This window comes from Acidithrix sp. C25, from assembly GCF_904848545.2.
Window position 1 is genome coordinate 1,231,417 of the sequence record NZ_CAJHCI020000002.1, and the last position, 22,814, is coordinate 1,254,230.

Consider the following 22,814-nt stretch of genomic DNA (forward strand, 5'->3'; position numbering starts at 1 on the left):
GATCGAAAGTATGGATGATGCAAGTCTGCATCCTTTTACGAATTCAATTGCAATCGTAAAAAAGATGATTGATAAAAATGACTCGCTTTTATTGGATGAGATTATTCAATCATGGAACGAGTTGGTGGGAGTTCTCATAGGTGCACATTCCAGGCCTACTTTGGTTAAGGATAGTATCTTGGTAGTAGCTGTGGATTCGCCACCAACGAAGACCTCTCTTACCTTGGCGTCACGCAAAATTATCGCTGAATTGACAAGTCGTGGTTATGGCTTTACCGGCATTGAGACGCAATTGCGATCGCGAGTAAAGGCCCAAACTCTAAATCTGGAAGGTGACAACGTTGGAAAGTGATCTAGGGACTACAAGCGTCACAGCCGCTTACAATGCTGACTCTATTACAGTTCTAGAGGGACTTGAGCCCGTTCGCTTGCGACCTGGTATGTATATCGGATCGACAAGCACCTCTGGTTTGCACCATTTGGTCTGGGAGGTAGTTGATAACGCCGTTGATGAAGCCATGGCTGGTCATTGTGACCATATCGTAGTTACTCTTTTAGAGGATGGCGGAGTTCGCGTTAGTGACAATGGACGTGGAATTCCAGTCGATCCACACCCAAGCTATCCAGGCAAAAGTGCAGCCGAAGTTGTTCTCACAGTCTTGCACGCCGGTGGAAAATTTGGCGGTGGGGGATATAAAGTCTCAGGAGGATTGCACGGTGTAGGTGTTTCAGTTGTTAATGCACTTTCATCGAGGTTGGTTCTTGAGATAGACCGAGATAAGCGCTCCTACATGATGTCCTTTGTTGACGGGGGAACTGTGGAAAGAGCCCTCTATGATGTTGGTCGATCTAGAGGCAGAGACCATGGAACTACTGTAACCTTTTACCCGGATTCTACGATCTTTGACGACATTGAATTTCGTGCCCAAACCATTACTGAGCGACTTCAGATTATGGCTTTTTTGAATAAGAGCCTAAGAATAGATTTTTACGACAAGCGAAGTGGACGAAGTCAAAGCGAGAGCTTTTGTTATGCTGGTGGCATAGTCGACTTTGTGGCTCATTTGAATTCGTCAAAAGAGGCGTTATTCAAAAAAGTTGGTTATTTTTCAGCATCTGAAGACACTTCCGAAGTTGAGATCTCTTTCCAATGGAATACTGCATACTACGAGAGCATTCACTCGTTTGCCAATGGAATTTCAACTATCGATGGAGGCGCTCATGAAGAGGGGTTTCGCAAAGCGCTGACGACAGTGCTAAATAAATATGCTCGTTCGCGAGCTTTATTGAAAGAAAAAGACGAGAACTTAGCGGGTGAAGACGTTCGAGAGGGCCTCTCGGCGATTATATCGGTTCGCCTTACAGACCCTCAGTTTGAAGGTCAAACCAAAGGACGTCTTGGAAATGCATCGATTCGATCGATGGTTGAGCGAGCTTCAAACGAACGACTGAGTGAATGGTTCGAAGAGAATCCCAAAGAAGCTCAACTGATTACCTCAAAGGCGATAGCAGCCGCTCGTTCTCGATTAGCTGCCAAGCAGGCTCGTGACCTAACCAGGCGAAAGAGCGCTCTTGAAGGCGCTGGATTGCCAGGTAAGTTGGTGGATTGTTCTTCAAAGAATGCAGCGGAATCCGAGCTCTTTATCGTTGAAGGAAACTCCGCAGGTGGCTCAGCTAAGGACGCTAGAGATCCTAAGACACAGGCAATTTTGCCAATTAGAGGCAAGATATTAAATGTTGAACGTGCTCGTTTGGATAAGATGCTCAAAAATCAAGAGGTCCAGGCATTAATTTCAGCGATCGGTGGTGGGATGGCCGATGACTTTGACGTAAGTAAGATTCGATATCACAAGGTGATCATTCTTGCCGATGCAGACGTCGATGGCTCCCATATCCGCACTTTGTTATTGACCTTCTTCTTTAGACAGATGCGGGCCCTAGTTGAGGGCGGCTTCGTCTACGTTGCACAACCTCCACTTTTTTCTACACGAGTAGGTAAATCCAAGATCTATCTAAAAGATGAGGCAGCTAGAGTTCGTTTTCTGAGTAATTCTCCGAATCATAAAGATGAGTTTCAACGCCTCAAGGGCCTTGGCGAGATGGACTTTGATGAGCTGAGGGATACCACCATGGATGCATCAAAGCGCTCACTATTGCAGATTTCGGTTGAACAAGCAGCGCTCGCTGACGAGGTTTGCTCTGTTTTGATGGGTGATGACGTTGAAGTGAGACGAAAGTTCATCCAGACAAATGCCAAGGACGTTAGGTTCTTAGACATTTAGCTTCTCCTTATCTTGGTGAAGGTGTAATTGGTTGATCATTACTTTTTCAATTTTGGTAAATGATCCCTTAGGTTTTTAGTCGTTGTAGTTAGGAGCTATCAGTTGAGTCCTTCAACGTCAGATTCAGATGGCGGAATAATCGGCTCGGTGGAGCCGATTGAGATTCAAGAAGAGATGGAAAGATCTTTCTTAGAATATTCGATGTCGGTAATTGTATCGCGAGCCCTTCCAGATGCTAGAGACGGTTTAAAGCCCGTCCATCGTCGTATTCTTTATTCGATGTTTGCAGAGGGGCTACGTCCCGATAGACCTCATGTAAAGTGCTCCAAGGTAGTTGGCGACGTGATGGGTAAGTTTCACCCTCATGGTGACTCGGCTATCTACGAAGCATTGGTTCGAATGGCGCAGGATTTTTCGCTACGCCATCCGTTGATCGATGGTCATGGTAACTTTGGATCGCCAGATCCAGATACTGGTGCAGCAGCAGCTCGATATACCGAGTGCCGACTGACTCCGCTAGCTCTTCAGCTGATGTCTGGAATCGATGAAGATACTGTAGATTTCATTCCGAACTACGATGGTTCCGAGCAAGAGCCCTCTGTTTTGCCTGCTCGTTTTCCTAACTTACTGGTCAATGGTTCTCAGGGTATCGCGGTTGGAATGGCCACCAATATTCCTCCTCATAACCTTGAGGAGGTTGTTGACGCAACGATCTACCTGATTGATAATCCAGAGGCTACGCCAGACAATTTGATGACCTTCGTTAAAGGGCCAGATTTCCCAACTGGTGCTCAGATTCTGGGACGCGCAGGAATAATTGATGCTTATCGAACAGGTAGGGGTTCAATCAAGATGCGGGCACTCGCAGAGATCGAGGAGACTCGCACCGGCGGCCATCGCATAGTAGTAACTCAAATTCCATACCAAACATCGGTAGAGCAGATCGAACGCAAGGTAGCGGAACTCGCTAACAACCGTGAACTCGAAGGAATTCGAGAGGTACAAAACGACTCAGCGGGAAGAGTCAACCGTCTGGTTATCGACCTAAAAAGAGATGCCAATCCCAATGTCGTCTTAAATAATCTCTTCAAGTTGACTCCAATGGAGTCGCGATTTAGCGTCAACTTGCTAGCGATCGTGGATGGTGTTCCAAGAACCTTGAATCTTGTTCAAGCTTTACGAGCCTACATAGATCATCAAATTGAGGTAGTTAGGCGACGAAGTGAGTTTCGACTCGCTAAAGCTAGGGCTAGGGCGCATATCGTTGAAGGTTTACTTCGATGTATCGATCAACTAGATGCAGTTATTACACTTATTCGGGCTTCAGACGATCGACAAAGTGCTCGAAGCGGACTTATGGGCGAGCCCTTTCTTTTTAGTGAAATTCAAGCTAACCACATCCTAGATATGACACTTGGGCGTCTAACAAGACTTGGTCGCACTGAACTTGAAAATGAGATCTTGGCCCTTAGAGAAACAATTGCCTTTTTAGAGAGTCTTTTAGCCGATGACGAAGCCGTAAATGGGGTTGTAAAGTCCGAACTGATCTCTGTTCGGGATGAATTTAAGAATCCAAGGCGTACCCAAATTGTGACAGATCCAGGTGACTTTAGTGACGAGGATCTTATCGAAGATGAACCGCGGGTTGTAATCTTAACCAAGAGTGGCTATATCAAAGCCATGAGTTCTGACTCATTTAGAACCCAGGCCCGTGGCGGAAAGGGCGTTCAAGGAGCCAAGGTCAAAGACGAAGATGTTGTCTCTGAGGTTCTTCATACCAATTCGCATAGCTATCTTCTCTTCTTTACCAACAAAGGTAAGGTCTATCGAATTAAGACCCATGAACTTGGTGTGCGGGAGAGAACAGCTCGAGGGATGGCACTTGTCAACTTGCTTGCTTTAGATGCTGATGAATCTGTTGCAACTGTTTTGGATACCCAAACATATTATCCAGATTCATTCCTGGTCTTCTTTACCAGGATGGGCTTAGTCAAAAAGACTAGGTTAGCTGAATACGATAAGTCACGCCGTGAAGGTCTGATCGCTTTGGCACTACGTGATGGTGATGAATTGGTAAAGGTCTTGGTGGTAGCGCCCGATAGTGACATATTGGTCTTGACGAAACACGGCATGGGAATAAGGTTTGCCGAATCGGATGTGAGGCCAGTGGGCAGAAGTGCATCTGGGGTGAGAGCCATTCGTCTTCGAATTGATGATACTGTAGTGGCAGCGATTGAAACCGGTACTCGATCTGAAGTTTTAATGGTTACAGGAGCCGGTTTTGCCAAGAGGACAAAGGTGGCGAGATTTAGCGTTCAGACCAGAGGTGGTCAAGGTGTCCGTGCAATTCGATTGACACATGCCCGAGGAGAGCTTGTTGCAGCTTTTGCTACATCTGCTAACGATGAGGTGATTGTAGTAGCATCTGGAGGTACGACAATTCGAACTACGGTATCTTCAATTGCTGATCAGGGTAGAGACGCGACGGGTGTTAAGATAATCGAACTAGATTCGACTCAGTTTGTAAGTTCGGTTACACCTGTGGTACCGATAGAGTCCGAATAAGACGGCGGATAAGTGCCGACATAACACCGAGGCGCCAAGAGTATGAAAGGTAACATCCTAAAGAGATGGTAACTGAAAGAGCTACACGTCAACGGCCTGCGCGGCCCCAGATAATCGCGCGAGAGCAAAAGCAGCGTCGGCAACCCAAGCCGACGCAGCGGATAAAAATTAAGCACATATCATTAGTCTCCCTTTTGAAGGTCTCCTTCTTTTTTTACCTGGGTCTAGTTATTGTTGGAAGTTTGGCAACGCTCGTTATCTGGTCGGTAATGGCATCAGGCGGATATATTATTAAATTGAATCACCTGGTTGATCAGTTGTTCGGCACAACTAATTACAGTGTTTCACTGTCACAGGTTATGGTTATCCAACTAAGCTTTGGCGCGGTATGGGTTTTGATCTCTACGGTTGTAACTTTTGTCGGCGGGGTACTCTATAACCTGTCCTCTGAAATAGGCAACGGTATAGGTATTAGCATCATGGACGACAGCAAGTAGTCATTTACCTGCTAAGTTGTTCATGTGACTTTTTTGGGGCTATAGCTCAGTTGGTTAGAGCGCAGCACTGATAATGCTGAGGTCGCTGGTTCGAGTCCAGCTAGCCCCACTAGATATATTTTGATATCTAGATGGTCACTCTTGAGATAATCAAGAACAACAGGGATAGGTTAATTAGATTTATTCTTGTTGAAAATCTGGGGATGTAGCTCAGCTGGAAGAGCACCTGCTTTGCACGCAGGGGGTCAGGGGTTCGAGTCCCCTCATCTCCACCAGGTATCCCTATGAGATATATTGGCCCTTCAGCTTTTAGCGGGGTCCATGTGTTATTTGGCTCTCCCAACCATCATGTGGTTCTCCAACCTCCCCCAACTGATAAGTGACGCCTGCACGATAAGAACTTTGGGTCTTTAAAAACATTTAATGAAATGTGTAGAAGCTCGTGACCCCAGTTATTTAGACCGGGCGACAGACCATGAAAGCGGCTCTTGCGTTTCTGCCGGGGTGGGGTACTCGATTTCATACGCGGTAAGACTCTTTATCTAGCCCTAAGTGATCTTCTTTATCCGATACGTATCGATAGTTGCGCTGTGGATGAGACCGTATGGAACTATTTAGCCCCAGTTTCGGCGTGCGTCATGAATGAAAGAGGTTGTAAATCATGTAGAAGCTGATAACAATCACACTGCAATGCTACATAGATGATGGAGGTAGGCCCTCCGGGATCGCCTTTTGGGAGGAGATTCCAAACCACCGTACGGGGCATTAGCTAAAGACTGTTGTCCAAAGCGGTACGGAAAAGTTAGAGCAATGACTCTTTCAGGTATGAGTTAAGAAGACGAGTGAAAACAAACCACTGACGAAGCGTTCGAAATTGGTATGGATGATGTCGAAACCGAGGGACGTCGAACTTTCGGGACAACTTGGAGACTAACCCAATTAGTGCTCCTTGGGCATCCGGCGTGTAGGTGGCGTGAGCTTAACATCAGGCGTTTATGTGGAACATGAGAACCCAGTCCTAGACGTTCTTGGCTAAGCCCACATGGGCTAAGCCCAAAGATGAGGAAAAACCTACAAGTTGCAGATCAACAAGAGGGAAAGTACCAAATGCCTATGGATTGGGGGCGGACCATCCCGTAGTAGCTACGAAGTCCTTGTAATGAGGATGGAGCCAAGGGGATGGAGTGAACAGGAAATGCAAATGAACAACTTCTCAAGGTAAAAGTTGAGGGGGAGGGATCAAATGACAAGACCACGACAAGAAAAAGCTTTTGATATCGACAAGTACGTCGTACTTAAAGCATACAAAGAGGCAAAAGCCAATCGAGGAGCACCAGGGATTGATAAGCAGTCCATCTCAGTCTTTGAGATGGATCTAAAGAACAATCTCTACCAACTCTGGAATCGAATGGCTTCTGGAAGTTATTTTCCAGCGGCAACTAGATATGTCGAGATAGACAAGTCAGATGGCGGTAAAAGAATCCTAGGTATTCCAACCGTCAAAGATCGCATCGCCCAAGGGGTAGCTAAAGCCTACATAGAGCCAAGATTGGAAGAGGTCTTCCACGAAGACTCCTATGGTTACAGGCCGAATCGCTCAGCCCATGATGCCATTGAAAAAGCACGCAAGAGATGTTGGAAGTACGATTGGGTCATTGATCTAGATATCAAGGCCTTCTTCGACACAATAGATCATGAACTGCTGCTAAAAGCTGTCTCTATGCACGTATCAGAGCCATGGATAATTCTCTACATCAAACGTTGGTTGAAAGCTCCAATGCAAAACAAAGATGGACAACTAATAGATCGAGAGCAAGGATTACCCCAAGGCGGGGTGATTTCTCCGATTTTGGCGAATCTGTTCTTACATTACGCTTTTGACAAATGGATGGTAAAGAACTTACCCTATGCCCCGTTTGAACGATACGCGGATGACCTTTTGGTACATGTGAAAACAAAGAAACGAGCCGAAGAGATCCTAGAGGCTATAGGTCAGAGAATGACGCAGGTCAAGTTGGAGTTACATCCACAAAAGACCAAAATCGTCTATTGTAAGGACTCCAACCGTAAAGGAGAGTTCGAACAAATACGCTTTGACTTTCTAGGATTTACCTTTGCACCACGCTACGCCCGCAATAAGTTCAAGCAGCAGTTTAACAACTTCCTGCCAGCGGCTTCAGATAAAGCGGTAGAAGAAATGGGCAGAGAACTTAGGCGGTTTCGTATTCACCTCCAAACAGGCCAAACCATAGCCGAACTCGCCAGGCTTTACAACCCGGTGATCTTAGGCTGGATCAACTACTATGGACGCTTCTACAAATCCAGATTAGGCCAACTCCTCCGTCGTATCAATATCTATTTGATTAGATGGGCACGCAAAAAGTACAGGCGACTTAGCATACGAGCAAATGCTTGGAAATACCTATCTCAAATAGCCGAACGTGAACCCAATCTTTGGGCTCACTGGTCATTTGGGGTAATACCAAAAGTCGGTTCGCTAGGAGCCGTGTGAATTGAGAGGTTCACGCACGGTTCTGTGAGAGCGGGGAGGGGAAGTTCCTCCCCGCCACTCGACGTGCGTCATGAATGAAAGAGGTTGTAAATCATGTAGAAGCTGATAACAATCACACTGCAATGCTACATAGATGATGGAGGTAGGCCCTCCGGGATCGCCTTTTGGGAGGAGATTCCAAACCACCTTATCGATAATGGCACGGGGCATTAGCTAAAGACTGTTGTCCAAAGCGGTACTAAAAAAGTTAGAGCAATGACTCTTTCAGGTATGAGTTAAGAAGACGAGTGAAAACAAACCACTGACGAAGCGTTCGAAATTGGTATGGATGATGTCGAAACCGAGGGACGTCGAACTTTCGGGACAACTTGGAGACTAACCCAATTAGTGCTCCTTGGGCATCCGGCGTGTAGGTGGCGTGAGCTTAACATCAGGCGTTTATGTGGAACATGAGAACCCAGTCCTAGACGTTCTTGGCTAAGCCCACATGGGCTAAGCCCAAAGATGAGGAAAAACCTACAAGTTGCAGATCAACAAGAGGGAAAGTACCAAATGCCTATGGATTGGGGGCGGACCATCCCGTAGTAGCTACGAAGTCCTTGTAATGAGGATGGAGCCAAGGGGATGGAGTGAACAGGAAATGCAAATGAACAACTTCTCAAGGTAAAAGTTGAGGGGGAGGGATCAAATGACAAGACCACGACAAGAAAAAGCTTTTGACAAAAGACAAGTACGTCGTACTTAAAGCATACAAAGAGGCAAAAGCCAATCGAGGAGCACCAGGGATTGATAAGCAGTCCATCTCAGTCTTTGAGATGGATCTAAAGAACAATCTCTACCAACTCTGGAATCGAATGGCTTCTGGAAGTTATTTTCCAGCGGCAACTAGATATGTCGAGATAGACAAGTCAGATGGCGGTAAAAGAATCCTAGGTATTCCAACCGTCAAAGATCGCATCGCCCAAGGGGTAGCTAAAGCCTACATAGAGCCAAGATTGGAAGAGGTCTTCCACGAAGACTCCTATGGTTACAGGCCGAATCGCTCAGCCCATGATGCCATTGAAAAAGCACGCAAGAGATGTTGGAAGTACGATTGGGTCATTGATCTAGATATCAAGGCCTTCTTCGACACAATAGATCATGAACTGCTGCTAAAAGCTGTCTCTATGCACGTATCAGAGCCATGGATAATTCTCTACATCAAACGTTGGTTGAAAGCTCCAATGCAAAACAAAGATGGACAACTAATAGATCGAGAGCAAGGATTACCCCAAGGCGGGGTGATTTCTCCGATTTTGGCGAATCTGTTCTTACATTACGCTTTTGACAAATGGATGGTAAAGAACTTACCCTATGCCCCGTTTGAACGATACGCGGATGACCTTTTGGTACATGTGGAAACAAAGAAACGAGCCGAAGAGATCCTAGAGGCTATAGGTCAGAGAATGACGCAGGTCAAGTTGGAGTTACATCCACAAAAGACCAAAATCGTCTATTGTAAGGACTCCAACCGTAAAGGAGAGTTCGAACAAATACGCTTTGACTTTCTAGGATTTACCTTTGCACCACGCTACGCCCGCAATAAGTTCAAGCAGCAGTTTAACAACTTCCTGCCAGCGGCTTCAGATAAAGCGGTAGAAGAAATGGGCAGAGAACTTAGGCGGTTTCGTATTCACCTCCAAACAGGCCAAACCATAGCCGAACTCGCCAGGCTTTACAACCCGGTGATCTTAGGCTGGATCAACTACTATGGACGCTTCTACAAATCCAGATTAGGCCAACTCCTCCGACGTATCAATATCTATTTGATTAGATGGGCACGCAAAAAGTACAGGCGACTTAGCATACGAGCAAATGCTTGGAAATACCTATCTCAAATAGCCGAACGTGAACCCAATCTTTGGGCTCACTGGTCATTTGGGGTAATACCAAAAGTCGGTTCGCTAGGAGCCGTGTGAATTGAGAGGTTCACGCACGGTTCTGTGAGAGCGGGGAGGGGAAGTTCCTCCCCGCCACTCGACGTGCGTCATGAATGAAAGAGGTTGTAAATCATGTAGAAGCTGATAACAATCACACTGCAATGCTACATAGATGATGGAGGTAGGCCCTCCGGGATCGCCTTTTGGGAGGAGATTCCAAACCACCGTACGGGGCATTAGCTAAAGACTGTTGTCCAAAGCGGTACGGAAAAGTTAGAGCAATGACTCTTTCAGGTATGAGTTAAGAAGACGAGTGAAAACAAACCACTGACGAAGCGTTCGAAATTGGTATGGATGATGTCGAAACCGAGGGACGTCGAACTTTCGGGACAACTTGGAGACTAACCCAATTAGTGCTCCTTGGGCATCCGGCGTGTAGGTGGCGTGAGCTTAACATCAGGCGTTTATGTGGAACATGAGAACCCAGTCCTAGACGTTCTTGGCTAAGCCCACATGGGCTAAGCCCATAGATGAGGAAAAACCTACAAGTTGCAGATCAACAAGAGGGAAAGTACCAAATGCCTATGGATTGGGGGCGGACCATCCCGTAGTAGCTACGAAGTCCTTGTAATGAGGATGGAGCCAAGGGGATGGAGTGAACAGGAAATGCAAATGAACAACTTCTCAAGGTAAAAGTTGAGGGGGAGGGATCAAATGACAAGACCACGACAAGAAAAAGCTTTTGATATCGACAAGTACGTCGTACTTAAAGCATACAAAGAGGCAAAAGCCAATCGAGGAGCACCAGGGATTGATAAGCAGTCCATCTCAGTCTTTGAGATGGATCTAAAGAACAATCTCTACCAACTCTGGAATCGAATGGCTTCTGGAAGTTATTTTCCAGCGGCAACTAGATATGTCGAGATAGACAAGTCAGATGGCGGTAAAAGAATCCTAGGTATTCCAACCGTCAAAGATCGCATCGCCCAAGGGGTAGCTAAAGCCTACATAGAGCCAAGATTGGAAGAGGTCTTCCACGAAGACTCCTATGGTTACAGGCCGAATCGCTCAGCCCATGATGCCATTGAAAAAGCACGCAAGAGATGTTGGAAGTACGATTGGGTCATTGATCTAGATATCAAGGCCTTCTTCGACACAATAGATCATGAACTGCTGCTAAAAGCTGTCTCTATGCACGTATCAGAGCCATGGATAATTCTCTACATCAAACGTTGGTTGAAAGCTCCAATGCAAAACAAAGATGGACAACTAATAGATCGAGAGCAAGGATTACCCCAAGGCGGGGTGATTTCTCCGATTTTGGCGAATCTGTTCTTACATTACGCTTTTGACAAATGGATGGTAAAGAACTTACCCTATGCCCCGTTTGAACGATACGCGGATGACCTTTTGGTACATGTGAAAACAAAGAAACGAGCCGAAGAGATCCTAGAGGCTATAGGTCAGAGAATGACGCAGGTCAAGTTGGAGTTACATCCACAAAAGACCAAAATCGTCTATTGTAAGGACTCCAACCGTAAAGGAGAGTTCGAACAAATACGCTTTGACTTTCTAGGATTTACCTTTGCACCACGCTACGCCCGCAATAAGTTCAAGCAGCAGTTTAACAACTTCCTGCCAGCGGCTTCAGATAAAGCGGTAGAAGAAATGGGCAGAGAACTTAGGCGGTTTCGTATTCACCTCCAAACAGGCCAAACCATAGCCGAACTCGCCAGGCTTTACAACCCGGTGATCTTAGGCTGGATCAACTACTATGGACGCTTCTACAAATCCAGATTAGGCCAACTCCTCCGACGTATCAATATCTATTTGATTAGATGGGCACGCAAAAAGTACAGGCGACTTAGCATACGAGCAAATGCTTGGAAATACCTATCTCAAATAGCCGAACGTGAACCCAATCTTTGGGCTCACTGGTCATTTGGGGTAATACCAAAAGTCGGTTCGCTAGGAGCCGTGTGAATTGAGAGGTTCACGCACGGTTCTGTGAGAGCGGGGAGGGGAAGTTCCTCCCCGCCACTCGACTGAATTCCCCCCAAGACCCCGTTTAAGCCCCCTTTTAGCCCCTATTTGGGGGTAACCCCTATTTGGAGATGCTGGTAGATGAAGTTCGGTTTTCTCAAGTGGCGAATGTAGTGCCCTAAGCTTAGAGTTAGCTATGAATATTGACCTACAAGGTAATTCATCTGGTATACTTGTTATATGTTCATTCGCGAGAAGACCACTAAGAATAAGGCAACTGGAACTAAATATATAAAGCATCAGTTAGTTAGGTCTTATCGCGAAGGAGACAAAGTACGCCAAGAGATAGTTATGGATCTAGGACGACTTGAGATCGATCCTAAGGACTACAAGAAGCTAGCTCAGATATTGACGATGAGACTAGCTGGCTCTGAGTCTCTGTTTGAAGGTGACCTAGAACTAAAGTCGATAGCCGATAAAGTTCTATCTAGCTTTTCTGTTACTCAAACACTTCGCTCCGATTCTGAAGTAATCACAAAAGATGCCGAGTTCCTAAATGTCAATACATCATCTCTAGAGGCATCTGATATTAGGCGCTTAGGTCCTGAACTAATAGCTAGTAGCTTCTATGACAGATTGAAGATCAAAGAGCAACTACTACGGTGTGGCCTTAGTGAAAAAGAGACAGCAATTGCTAAAGCTGTAATATGTGCTCGTTTGGTTGCTCCTTCTTCTGATCTTGAAACACATCGCTTCCTAAAAGAGGACTCTGCACTCTATGAATTGGTAGACCAAGACCTTAGCAATATCGGTAAAGATGCTATTTATGAGATAGCTGATGCTATCTACGAAGCTAAAGACTCAATCGAGATGGCACTTATCAAAGCCGAGAATGAGCTTTACCCAACTAATAAGCGTCTCTTTTTATTTGATCTTACCAATGCCTATTTTGAGGGACGAACACTTGGTAATGATCTAGCCCAATATGGCCACTCCAAAGAGAAGCGCTTCGACTGTACTTTAGTAAGTCTTGCCCTTTTGGTGGATGATCGTGGACTACCGATCTATAGCCACATATATCCCGGTAATCAGTCAGAGCCTGAAACCCTTGGTGATGTCTTATCTAGTATCTCTAGTCACCTAAGACAGGGACTCTTTAGCGAAGATCTCCCAACGGTTATCATGGATAGAGGGATAGCAACTTATGACAACATCGCACTGATTGAGTCCTATGGTCTTAGCTATCTGGTAATTACACGCGCTAATGCAGCTAGACACTATCTAGCTGAACTACGCCAAGGAAAAGATACCTTCTTAGAGATCAAGAACTCCTCCAATGAGAGCATCTACATCAAAGAACTGGGTGATGACCTGGGTGCTGAGGTAGAAGTTGCCGAGGGAGAAGTTGCCGAGGCGGGTGCTGAGGTAGAAGTTGCCGAGGGAGAAGTTGCCGAGGCGGGTGCTGAGGTAGAAGCTGCCGAGTCGGGCAATGAGTCGGTTACTGTCGATTCCATGGATGGCCCTCCACAAGCCAACGAGTCGCTTGGCGGCGATTCCCTCGGTATCGATTCCATGTATGGCCCTCCACAAGCCAACGAGTCACTTGGCGGCGATTCCCTCGGTGTCGAGTCAATTGTCAACGAACCCCAGAGCAATGAACCCCAAGCCAACCATTCCAATAGAGCTCAACCATACGCAAGTGACTCCATGGACAACAAGATAAAGCAGATCCTATGTATCTCAGAGCGTCGCAGGGATAAAGAAGAGGCAATTGCTATAGGTATGCAAACTAAGTTCCAGAGTGCATTTGACAAACTAGCTGACTCAGTTAAGCGTGGTCAATATTCCAATGCCACAACTGTGGCTTCAAGAATAGGAAAGCTAAAGCAAGAGCATCGCTCTATTGCACGTCGCTATGAGATAGATGCCATAACTGGCGATGACCAAAAAGTCAAAGAGCTGGTTTTGACTGAGAAACCAAAAGTAAAAGAAGCAGCTGAGACTCTCTATGGTGCATATGTGATTGAGACCAATAGGAACGATCTAGAACCAGAAGAGATCTGGAAGCTCTATATGACCCTAACAAAGGTAGAGGATGCATTCAAAGCCCTAAAGAGCAATCTAGGGATGAGACCGATCTATCACCAACTAGCTAGTCGTACCGCTGCTCATCTATTTATTTCAGTAGTTGCTTATCACCTCTATGGAGCAATTGCACTTAGCTTATCTCAAGCCGGTGACAAAAGAAGTGTTCACAGCATTCTTGCTCAAGTGTCTACCCATAGCCGCTTGAACGTAACGATGTTAGATGATAACAAACGTCTACATAACCTTCGTATCTCCTCTACTCCAAACTCTACCCAAAAAGAGATCTACTCTATTCTTGGAGTAGTAGATACCCTAGCTCGAACCAAGAAGGTGATTGCTCAACTGTAGTGCCCAAATCCAGACACCAATATGGTCATTACCTGGGCTTTCATGGGGTGGTTGCCGAAAGTAGGGTTAGTCAACTCAGATACGCCAAAACAAAGGGCATCACTAACATGATGATCATCTTGTTGTTTGTTGTCTTTGGTAAATGAAAGTGGGTATTGGTGGCTTAGTTATTTCACCACGATGGAATCAAGTACTCTCCAGTTGGGCTTTCCGCCATAGAGTAGTGCTCTTATGCGGTAATTTTCGAAGTTGGTAAAGCCAAAAGCTACACGCTTTACTCTTTTGATCAAGTTGTTGAGTCCTTCGGTAGGACCATTGGTCATTCGTTCTTCGTGAAAGGCCATGATCTTTTTAAACATACTTATCAAGTTTCGTAAGCAAGAGCCATTTTGGAGTCAGATTCGCGGAGTAGCGGATGTGGAGACGCAAACACACATGTATTGAGAAGTCGCTCTACCAAGGACATTTCAAAGTGCCTTGGGTTGAATCGGTATGCAAATTCCTCGAGGCATAAGTTGCTTATGTTCCTCACGTCCGTGGTATGTTCCGTCGATAAATTTCTTGCAGTTCCCTATCAGGATGTTGAGCCATTTGAATGTTACATGTGCTTGTTCGTCTTTGGATAGAGTGAACCAGTGCGCTAGTCCAAGGTCTTTCAGCACATACCCCGTAACTTGGGTTACCATTACTTATCAGCTTGGTATTAGAATCTCAACGTCTCACAAAAACATCTTTGGGTGATTTAGCAGTGGTATCTTTGATTACTTCCATGAAGCAATGAGTAGGAGCACCATTGCTAATCGACACTCCAATTAGAACATTGGTTTGTTTTGTTCCCTTTCCTCTTCTGCCTTCGCCATGGCTCTCACCATCTAAAAAGAACTCATCTACTCAGGCGTTTTCTCCAAGTTTGTATAAACCATCTCGGTCAGCCATTACGCTCAGCTATTACGCTCAGCCATTGCCTTAGGTAGCTTATTTAGCATCAACCAGCCAGTCGAATAAGATACTTCAACGAATTTAGCAAGGGCTCTTGACTTTTCCACAATCTTTGGACCGCCTCGCTGAAATCTTTGGACCATGATTCCACAATCTTTGGACCACCTCGCCGAAATCTTTGGACCACCTGATTCTTTATCTGATTAACTTGCTTTGGCGTCCCAAAAAATGTGGACGCCAAAGGAGGAATGAACATAAATGGCTTCAAAGAAATGGAAGGTGGATATGAAAGATATCCGTAATTTATTGGCTCTTGTAGCCAAGGGTAGTTACAGCAATAGAGAGATAGCAACATCGCTTGGTATCTCACACCAAAGCGTAAGTCGACATCTCGATAGGCTCGCCAAAGCAGGCGTTAGTATCCAAGAGGCATGCGACCTTGACGATGAGGCACTCTCTGCTATCTGCTATCCAAATAGTCCGGGTCCAAAATCCAATGGAGCGGTAATGCCGAATTTGGATGCGATACTCACAGAGCTAGCCAAGCCGAATCCACCAACTCGTAAAGTACTTTTTGACGAGTATTGTGAGCAATTTCCCGATGAGCACTATGGATATTCGCAATTTGCCGAATTTATCCGTCAAGCCAAAAAAGACCGTAGTCTCACGATGCACTTAGAGCATGTACCAGGGGATCAGCTATTGATTGACTTCGCTGGGGATAAGGTGGGAATCTACTCATCGCCAGGTGCTAGTGATCCCGACTACCAAGCCTCTATTTTTGTTGCTACTCTTGCCTTTTCAGGCAAGACATTTATTTGGGCTACCAGATATCAAGATGTATCTTGTGTGATAGATGCAACCGAAAGGGCTCTCTACTTCTTTGGCGGTGTTGTAGGTCGATTAGTCCCAGACAATATGGCTGCAGCGGTAACTACCGCCAAAGGTCCTAAGACTGCGCTGAAGCTAAATAATTCTTTCAAGGAATTTGCCAACCATCTTGGTACTTTAATAGCTCCGACCAGGGTTCGCAGGCCAAAAGACAAAGCTCGCGTAGAGCAGATGGTTGGCTATGTACAAAGAGATATTCTCGGGAGACTGAGAAATCAACGCTTTTACTCTATAGCTGAGCTCAATGTAGCACTTTTAGATGGGATCAATCGGCTAAATAACAACAAGATAGGTGGCCAGGACTTCTCTCGCGAGGATAGATTCGTAGAATTCGAAGCTAACTGCCTAGCTCCACTTCCTCCTCATAAGTTCCAATTCGGTATCTGGTCTAATGCCAGAGCAGGATCCAACTACCACGTCAAGGTAGCAGGAAACTACTACAGCGTTCCATACCGCCTAGCAAATAGCTCCCTAAGTGCTAAGGCAACCATCGATACGATTGAGATCTATGAAGGTAGCAACTGCGTGGCTATTCATACAAGATCGATGCTATCTGGAAAATACACCACCATCGAAGCACATATGCCACAAAATCACCTCATCTATCAAAGATCCACATCCATCGATGGACTGATTACGCAGATCAAAAATATAGGCCCATCAGCAGTTAGCTTCGCCGAGGTAATCCTAGATAGAGTGGGGCCATCTACTGGATTAGCAATTGGCTCTTTAGCTCAGATAGCTGAAGTAGCCAAACTCTACGGAGCTCAAGTATGTGAGCAATCGTGCGCATATGCAATAGCTATTGGATCCACTAAGTCATCTTCTCTTAGGAGCATCGCTTCCAAGGGACTCTTTGAGACAGAGGTAATTGAAACCCCAAATTTGCCATGCATCACAACTCATGACAACATCCGGGGTGCCTGCTACTACGGAGGTATGGAAGATGTCATCTGAGGCCATAGTTACCCAACACCTAAATAGCCTAGGACTATCGGGCGCTCTGGAAGAGTTTCATCGGCAATTAAATGAACCAGCCTCACTGTCATTGGGATTCGAAGAGAGGCTGGCCATGATCCTTGGTGCACAAGTTGATCTAAGGGTTAATCGTAGGATCCAACGACGTATAAAAGAGGCGGAATTAAAAGTTTTAGCTCATCCAGGCGAAATAGACTTTTCAGTTGATCGGGGTGTTCCTAAGGCCAAGGTAGCCGAGATACTCTCACTTGGTTTTCTAAGACGTCACCATAACCTTTTAGTTACCGGTCCTACTGGTTGCGGTAAGACCTATCTGATCTGTGCTATAGCCCATAGCGCAATCGTGGCGGACCATACAGTGCGTTACTTTCGACTGTCGCATCTACTTGAACAGATAACCATAGCAAGAGCCGATGGCACCTACAAGTCGTTCCTCACCAAGATAAGGTCCAAGGACGTTATCTTGATAGACGACTTTGGTCTAGCACCAATTGCATCACGGGGTAGCCGAGAGCTACTAGATATTCTTGACGAGCGCATTGGTGTTGGATCTACCATCATCGCCTCACAACTTCCCGTTAGCACTTGGTATCAAAGTTTTGAAGATCTAACAGTTGCAGACTCAATACTCGATCGTCTCGTTCATGACTCAATGCGCCTCGAGATGAAAGGCGAGTCAATGCGAAAGATACGAGCACAACATAGCGAAATGGGAGACGGCTCATGAGTAACGAAATCCCGTTGCGTCACGATAGCGTCACGATAGCTTGTCCGGTTTGCCATAGTGATTTCTTAGTATCGGGTCGTAAGACCTACTGCTCAGAGCGTTGTAGAGCTAGTGCTTATCGAGCTCGACGCGACAACAGCCAATCCAAGGTACCTGTTGTAGGTAAGAAACAGCCGCTAAAGCCAATCACTGTATATGAGTGTGATATCTGCGGGGAGCGAGCCCTCGGGGAGCAACGCTGCGACGAATGTCAGAAATTCATGCGTCGTGTTGGCTTTGGAGGACTGTGTCCTCATTGTGATGGCGCAGTTGCCTATGACGAGCTAACCGTTGGTTAAGCGAATCTAACAAACTAAAGATCAGGCCATCTTTAGTGAGCGGTGGACGCCTGCACGCTTGCCTCGCAAATAATCTGACACATGTGAATAAGCGCTTCGCGTTTACATGCAGGTGCCAGATCTCGACCACAGGGCCCACCGCTATCGCTACTACCGATAAACAAATAATAAAAAGAAGGGTAACTGGTTCCGAAACTACCCATTGGGACCAGTTACCCCTCGTGCTACTCCTGGCTTAGAGTTGTCCGTAATCCTCAGAAAAGCGAAAGACAACTTTCTAATCCAACAACGAGAGGACTATGGACAAATAAATATCAAAAAGACGAGCCATTTAGGCATTAATTAAGGGACCTTCTAGCCTGACATCTACCGGGATTGAGGTAACTTAGAGATAGGTTAAAGGGATCAGGAAAGTCTGGTCCAAAGACTTCGGTACAGTGGTCCAAAGATACTGGTGCTGTGGTCCAAAGATTCTACCAATAGTGGTCCAGAGAATCGGAATAGTCAGGCTCTAATGGCTAGGGGGTAGTAGCCGAAAGACCACGCTTGTCGTTGGACAATAGATAGATAGCGGAGAACCACTTGGATAAAGAGATATGGCTTCGATGAAAGATAGTCCTGGAGGTAACGCTAGTTTGACGTCGACAAGATTTACATTGAAAAAGTGGAGCTCGAGACGCTGCATTTCTTGAAATGATTTGGCCTTACTAAAGTAAATTGGTCAGAGTCACACTTTGGACATCTAAATCCGTCATAGCATAAGCAATTTGATCAAATGATCTTCACATGCTTACTTTGAAGCGAAGCGTACCATAAAGCCTGAGAGATCCACCATGCCACCTTAGTAGAACATCTGTTCTACTAAGGATTAGCTCCAATCTGGTCTCGGTGAAGGCGAAACTTACGAAACTTGATAAGTATGTTTTTAAACCAATATTTGAGAGTCTTTCCAAGTCTGCGAAGCTCTAGTGGCATAGCCACAAGTGATATGCGATCGACAATCTCTTCTAAGTATTTTTGTGCCTGGTGAATATCCCTACACTCATAAAAGTCAGATAATGCTTCTTTTACTCTGTAGGCAAGCGCAACCTCAGCGTTTGGATCTCCCAATTCAAGAAGCGTTTCTATACGCTTGGTGGTCTTTTCATCTAAGTTCTTCCCCTTCATCACAAGTAGCTTGCGAGATCGATACAAAGGATCATCTTTTCTACCTCTGTGACCAGTTCTCTCTAGCTGCAGCCGTCTGCGTACTCCATCTAGTGCAGTAGTGGCAAGCTTGATGACGTGAAATCTATCTACCACTTGGGTTGCTTTTGGTAAGGTAACACTAAAGACAGCAGCATAGGAATTTGACATGTCTAAAGTGCCATAGGCAATTCTTTCCCTAAAGTGAGTTGGACGTTTCTTTACCCATTTTGCTACTTCGGTAAAGCTCCTTGATTCGACGATATCGATCAGCTGTCGGTTTCCGCGACATCACAAATAGTTGTGCACCAGTTCTGCGTGCGATATTTACCAGTTCTCACAAAGAGGGTCTCGTCAAAGCCAAGAGCCCTTGTTTTTCCAATTCGCTTCTTATCAGCTTCTAGTAGAGCTCTACTGTAGATGGTTACTGCTCGATTTATTACGCCCCAGTCACAGTTGAGTTCTTTTGCTAGCTCAGATACACATCGGCCCATACCCACCAGCTTTGTCGCCCACTTGGCAGCTCTAGTTGTAAGTACACTATGTGAAGCTGCAATACGGTGATCACTAACGTCCAACTTCTCTTCTCGCATGAAGATTGATTACAAGTCATCCGATGTTTCTTCCACTTGATCCTCGTAGGGGTACCCCCAAAAGGAAGATCGATATAGGTGACAAAGGGTCGTTCCTTTACCTGTGCCGGATTGAGACAAAGCGGACAGGTCACTTTTGAGATAACTTGCTCAATTGCAATCTCAGCCATAGGGCCATTTCTGCAGTAGTAAAGAATTCTCACTCCCTTTAAACCAACGAGTGCATTACAAATATCGCTAGGATCGAAAAGGACGGGGGAGCCTACAATAGGCTTTGTTTTGGTAGGGTCGAACCAGAGCGCCCTGCCAACGTTTCCGTCGGTGGGTTTCTCTGGTCCGCCCTCCGAACCAGACCTGCGACTTCTACCGCATCCGGCTCTCTCTTCCAGCGTGGGTACCAAATCGCTTCCAGCGCGTTCCAGGGAGACATCCTAAGATTCAGTCGCCGAAGTGCCTGGCTCCAGTTCTGCCAGCGAGGGTAGATTTTGGCGACGCCGTGAAATTGGAACGAATAATAACCATTCCGGCTTGGCTTTCGCTGGGTTTACCGGTATGGCTACTCAGGCGTTGAGGCCTTTTCGTTCTCGGCCAATTTGGTCACCAAAGTCAATAGGAAATATCTCCGCAGGTGCCCCACATGCCCACCGCCGCAGCGTATTAGGAGTTGAGCGGATTGAGCCAGATAAGTTCGGGGAAGCGCGCGAAATCGGAGTCAGCGCTGATGACAGCCAGGCCGTGCTCGATGGCGAGCGCGGCGAGCGCGGCGTCGCTGACCAGGTTGCCTCGCAGGTCGAGATCGATCACTAGCCGTGTAAGGATGTCTCGGTACCCGCGTCCCGGATCGGGCACCCACGCGGCGGGGGCGTCGAGCCAGTCGGCGACGAATGACCACGCATCAACTGGAGTGAGTGGGACGGGCAGGGCTCGCGGATGGGTGACGATGCGAACGAAGGCCAGCAGCGACTGCCAGGGCAGCCCGATTCGGCGCGAGCCGTTGAGTGCTTCTTCGAGCCAATTCCGAGCGGCGCTATGAGCTCGCGACCGTTCGTCGACGGCATAGATCAGGACGTTGGCGTCAACTAGCATCAGCGGGTCGCCACGCCATCGAGGATTTCGAGGGCGTCCGCGACGCTCGAGACGTCGACGCTTACCGAGAGCGGTGCTGTGCGCTGGCGGAACGGGGGATGTATGACCTGGGCAACCAGGCCTCGGCGAATCAGTTCGTTCACCGCCTCGGACATGCCAAGGTGTTGTTCGCGCCGCAGGGCCTCGATGGCCTGGGCGGTGTCCTTATCGAATTCTACTGTCGTCCTCATGCCGCTATTCTAGCACGTGCATGCTTGTAGTAACGCACGCATATGTTTGCTGCGTTTATGCCGCCAGCGGAATGCTTGTCAACTTTTGGGTCGTTGGCCAGGCGATAAGTACCTACTAAGTTACGAAGAAGTTGCAGCGGCGATAGTGTCAGTTTGCAGCGCAGAGGTGGTAGTAGCACTCGATCTATTTTGCCAGATTTGTTTTGCTTGGCTCACTGGAAATGGAGATGTTCACGCCAAAAATATCTCAGTTGTAAAGTCGCTTAGTGGCCTATGGTCGCTTTCTCTCGCATACGACCTTGTCTCCACTCTGTTCTAGGGTGTTCTATGGTGAGAATTCCATGGCGCTAAGACTAGCTGGGTCTACAACCGAACTATCAAGGCGCATGATCCTAGCATTCGGCTCGACTATTGGATTAAGCACAGTTGGATTAAGCACAGTTGTGGCGACCAAAATTCTAGACAAACTTATCGCCGCAACTGAGCTAATTTTGGTTGAACTAGTCAATGGTGCGCTATCGTTTGATGAAAATAAGACTAATAAAGTACTTAAAGTATTGAAACATCGATGGAATAACCTCGCGCTTCGGTAGATTTCTATTTTGATAAAGTTTTCTAAATAGAGTTGTGAACTTCCGCACCGTTACAGATGGGGCTTGCGGCCGCGTCTTTTGGTTGAGGTTGCCTAGTATCACTTCCATCAAGGCATCACGACCAACCGGTCTGATAACGATTATCGAGAGTGCAATATGAGCTCGCAAGCAAGTTTTCGCCTTGTGCGAATTTCAATGCTACGGGTAAGCGTACGTAAAGATCAGCTAATTTGGCGACTGCGATAGCGAAAATACTTTTTATGTGATTATTAGTTAGCCATTTCCAGGGAGATGGTTTATTGACCATGTTAATTTATCCACCTGGTAATTAGTTTTGAAAGTTGAATAATTTCTCTTTTACCAATGGGGCGTTTGGTAACATTTGCCACATCGGTAAGATTTTTGGAGGCGAAGATGGATCTTGTAGAGGCGATGCGTACACAAGGTACTTGTAGATATTTTCAAGATCGAGAGGTGCCAGACGACGTCTTGTTCAGGGCCTTCGACTCAGCACGATTTGGCCCACAAGGTGGAAATCGCCAACCGGTACGGTTCATAGTGGTGCGGGATAAGCAGAAAAGACAAGCACTCAAAGATTGGTATATCGGCCCGTGGCGAGCCTATTTAGCTGGCATTGGGAGCGGGGAAGTGCGTGCTGGTGCTCTGGATAAGACCGTTCAAGCCGCAGACTATTTTGCAGAGCACTTAGAAGAAGTTCCAGCGCTAGTAGTGGTCTGTGCCGAGGTGGATGGACTGCATCCAACTGATGCTGGACTTGGACGCATAAGCGTCGTTGGTGGAGGTTCCATATATCCAATAGTTCAGAATTTCCTATTGGCTGCTCGTGCCGAAGGGCTAGGAACTGCTCTAACGACCCTGCTGTGTATCTCAGAGCCCCAAGTAAAGGAGTTATTGAATGTTCCCGATGGCTTTATAACGGCCGCGACAATAGCCGTTGGATGGCCACTGAACCCCTTTCCAACTAAGTTGACCAGGATGGAGGTCTCGGATATGGTTCGTGTCGATGGCTTTGATGGTAGAAGTCTTAGTCGTGATTAGG

19 protein-coding genes, 2 tRNA genes and 2 pseudogenes are annotated in these 22,814 nt (G+C 46.5%); 16 read left to right on the plus strand and 7 right to left on the minus strand.

Features of this window, described 5'->3' with window-relative positions:
• Positions 1-10 precede the first annotated feature (10 nt).
• From ACIDITHRIX25_RS98530 to ACIDITHRIX25_RS98575, 10 genes are all read left to right on the plus strand, one after another.
• The gene (locus ACIDITHRIX25_RS98530; RefSeq protein WP_152625999.1) at positions 11-352 is read left to right on the plus strand and encodes a DciA family protein; all 342 of its coding nucleotides are present in this window, start codon (positions 11-13) and stop codon (positions 350-352) included.
• Complete coding sequence (gyrB, locus tag ACIDITHRIX25_RS98535) at positions 342-2,282, plus strand: DNA topoisomerase (ATP-hydrolyzing) subunit B (RefSeq protein ID WP_052605627.1); 1,941 nt, start codon at positions 342-344, stop codon at positions 2,280-2,282. Before ACIDITHRIX25_RS98530 ends, gyrB begins: the two co-directional genes overlap by 11 nt.
• Positions 2,283-2,384: 102 nt before the next feature.
• Positions 2,385-4,847 carry a DNA gyrase subunit A gene (gyrA, locus tag ACIDITHRIX25_RS98540; protein WP_235347729.1) on the plus strand — a complete coding sequence of 821 codons (2,463 nt, stop codon included), beginning with the start codon at positions 2,385-2,387 and terminating at the stop codon, positions 4,845-4,847.
• Positions 4,848-4,912: 65 nt separating this feature from the next.
• Positions 4,913-5,344: a DUF3566 domain-containing protein gene (locus tag ACIDITHRIX25_RS98545; protein WP_201733512.1), complete on the plus strand. Its 432-nt coding sequence runs from the start codon at positions 4,913-4,915 to the stop codon at positions 5,342-5,344.
• Positions 5,345-5,379: 35 nt separating this feature from the next.
• A tRNA-Ile gene (locus ACIDITHRIX25_RS98550) sits at positions 5,380-5,453 on the plus strand.
• 90 nt (positions 5,454-5,543) lie between these two features.
• A tRNA-Ala gene (locus ACIDITHRIX25_RS98555) sits at positions 5,544-5,619 on the plus strand.
• Between the two features lie 968 nt (positions 5,620-6,587).
• A complete protein-coding gene (gene ltrA, locus ACIDITHRIX25_RS98560) occupies positions 6,588-7,856 on the plus strand; it encodes a group II intron reverse transcriptase/maturase (RefSeq protein WP_201733475.1) in 1,269 nt (422 codons plus the stop codon).
• Between the two features lie 716 nt (positions 7,857-8,572).
• Positions 8,573-9,814 carry a group II intron reverse transcriptase/maturase gene (gene ltrA / locus ACIDITHRIX25_RS98565; RefSeq protein ID WP_201732520.1) on the plus strand — a complete coding sequence of 414 codons (1,242 nt, stop codon included), beginning with the start codon at positions 8,573-8,575 and terminating at the stop codon, positions 9,812-9,814.
• A 675-nt stretch (positions 9,815-10,489) separates the two neighbouring features.
• Positions 10,490-11,758 carry a group II intron reverse transcriptase/maturase gene (gene ltrA / locus ACIDITHRIX25_RS98570; RefSeq protein ID WP_201733475.1) on the plus strand — a complete coding sequence of 423 codons (1,269 nt, stop codon included), beginning with the start codon at positions 10,490-10,492 and terminating at the stop codon, positions 11,756-11,758.
• Positions 11,759-11,998: 240 nt separating this feature from the next.
• Positions 11,999-14,194 (plus strand): IS1634 family transposase, encoded by a 2,196-nt coding sequence (locus ACIDITHRIX25_RS98575; RefSeq protein ID WP_201733513.1) that lies wholly within the window; start codon positions 11,999-12,001, stop codon positions 14,192-14,194.
• Between the two features lie 167 nt (positions 14,195-14,361).
• Here ACIDITHRIX25_RS98575 and ACIDITHRIX25_RS98580 read toward each other — a convergent pair whose 3' ends face one another.
• Positions 14,362-14,553: a transposase gene (locus tag ACIDITHRIX25_RS98580; protein ID WP_201733514.1), complete on the minus strand. Its 192-nt coding sequence runs from the start codon at positions 14,551-14,553 to the stop codon at positions 14,362-14,364.
• Positions 14,554-14,558: 5 nt separating this feature from the next.
• A pseudogene (locus ACIDITHRIX25_RS98585) lies at positions 14,559-15,222 on the minus strand (IS1595 family transposase); the annotation flags it as partial.
• 169 nt (positions 15,223-15,391) lie between these two features.
• Here ACIDITHRIX25_RS98585 and istA point away from each other — a divergent pair.
• Genes istA through ACIDITHRIX25_RS98600 form a run of 3 tightly spaced genes read left to right on the plus strand, consistent with a single transcriptional unit; the run spans position 15,392 to position 18,067 of the window.
• Positions 15,392-16,981 carry an IS21 family transposase gene (gene istA, locus ACIDITHRIX25_RS98590; protein WP_201733515.1) on the plus strand — a complete coding sequence of 530 codons (1,590 nt, stop codon included), beginning with the start codon at positions 15,392-15,394 and terminating at the stop codon, positions 16,979-16,981.
• Positions 16,929-17,729 (plus strand): IS21-like element helper ATPase IstB, encoded by an 801-nt coding sequence (gene istB, locus ACIDITHRIX25_RS98595; RefSeq protein ID WP_082058385.1) that lies wholly within the window; start codon positions 16,929-16,931, stop codon positions 17,727-17,729. Before istA ends, istB begins: the two co-directional genes overlap by 53 nt.
• Positions 17,726-18,067, plus strand: coding sequence for a hypothetical protein (locus tag ACIDITHRIX25_RS98600; protein ID WP_201733516.1), 342 nt, complete (start codon positions 17,726-17,728; stop codon positions 18,065-18,067). Before istB ends, ACIDITHRIX25_RS98600 begins: the two co-directional genes overlap by 4 nt.
• Before the next feature lie 524 nt (positions 18,068-18,591).
• Here ACIDITHRIX25_RS98600 and ACIDITHRIX25_RS98605 read toward each other — a convergent pair.
• From ACIDITHRIX25_RS98605 to ACIDITHRIX25_RS98625, 5 genes and pseudogenes are all read right to left on the minus strand, one after another.
• Positions 18,592-18,842, minus strand: a pseudogene (locus ACIDITHRIX25_RS98605) (transposase); the annotation flags it as partial.
• 86 nt (positions 18,843-18,928) lie between these two features.
• Positions 18,929-19,525, minus strand: coding sequence for a transposase (locus ACIDITHRIX25_RS98610; RefSeq protein ID WP_201733599.1), 597 nt, complete (start codon positions 19,523-19,525; stop codon positions 18,929-18,931).
• Positions 19,522-19,845 (minus strand): hypothetical protein, encoded by a 324-nt coding sequence (locus ACIDITHRIX25_RS98615; protein ID WP_249685757.1) that lies wholly within the window; start codon positions 19,843-19,845, stop codon positions 19,522-19,524. The genes ACIDITHRIX25_RS98610 and ACIDITHRIX25_RS98615 overlap by 4 nt, the downstream gene beginning before the upstream one ends.
• 657 nt (positions 19,846-20,502) lie before the next feature.
• Positions 20,503-20,931 carry a TA system VapC family ribonuclease toxin gene (locus tag ACIDITHRIX25_RS98620; RefSeq protein WP_082058633.1) on the minus strand — a complete coding sequence of 143 codons (429 nt, stop codon included), beginning with the start codon at positions 20,929-20,931 and terminating at the stop codon, positions 20,503-20,505.
• Positions 20,931-21,161 carry a ribbon-helix-helix domain-containing protein gene (locus ACIDITHRIX25_RS98625; protein ID WP_201733519.1) on the minus strand — a complete coding sequence of 77 codons (231 nt, stop codon included), beginning with the start codon at positions 21,159-21,161 and terminating at the stop codon, positions 20,931-20,933. The genes ACIDITHRIX25_RS98620 and ACIDITHRIX25_RS98625 overlap by 1 nt, the downstream gene beginning before the upstream one ends.
• A gap of 16 nt (positions 21,162-21,177) precedes the next feature.
• On the opposite strand from ACIDITHRIX25_RS98625, the gene ACIDITHRIX25_RS98630 reads away from it, so the two are divergent.
• The 3 genes from ACIDITHRIX25_RS98630 to ACIDITHRIX25_RS98640 all read left to right on the plus strand — a co-directional run bounded on the left by ACIDITHRIX25_RS98630 (position 21,178) and on the right by ACIDITHRIX25_RS98640 (position 22,813).
• Positions 21,178-21,480, plus strand: a complete 303-nt coding sequence (locus ACIDITHRIX25_RS98630) for a HipA domain-containing protein (RefSeq protein ID WP_283770439.1) — start codon at positions 21,178-21,180, stop codon at positions 21,478-21,480.
• Positions 21,481-21,502: 22 nt separating this feature from the next.
• Entirely contained in the window at positions 21,503-21,754 is a 252-nt protein-coding gene (locus ACIDITHRIX25_RS98635; RefSeq protein WP_052605620.1) for a hypothetical protein, read from the plus strand.
• A gap of 414 nt (positions 21,755-22,168) precedes the next feature.
• A complete protein-coding gene (locus ACIDITHRIX25_RS98640; RefSeq protein WP_052605644.1) occupies positions 22,169-22,813 on the plus strand; it encodes a nitroreductase family protein in 645 nt (214 codons plus the stop codon).
• Position 22,814: the final 1 nt, after the last annotated feature.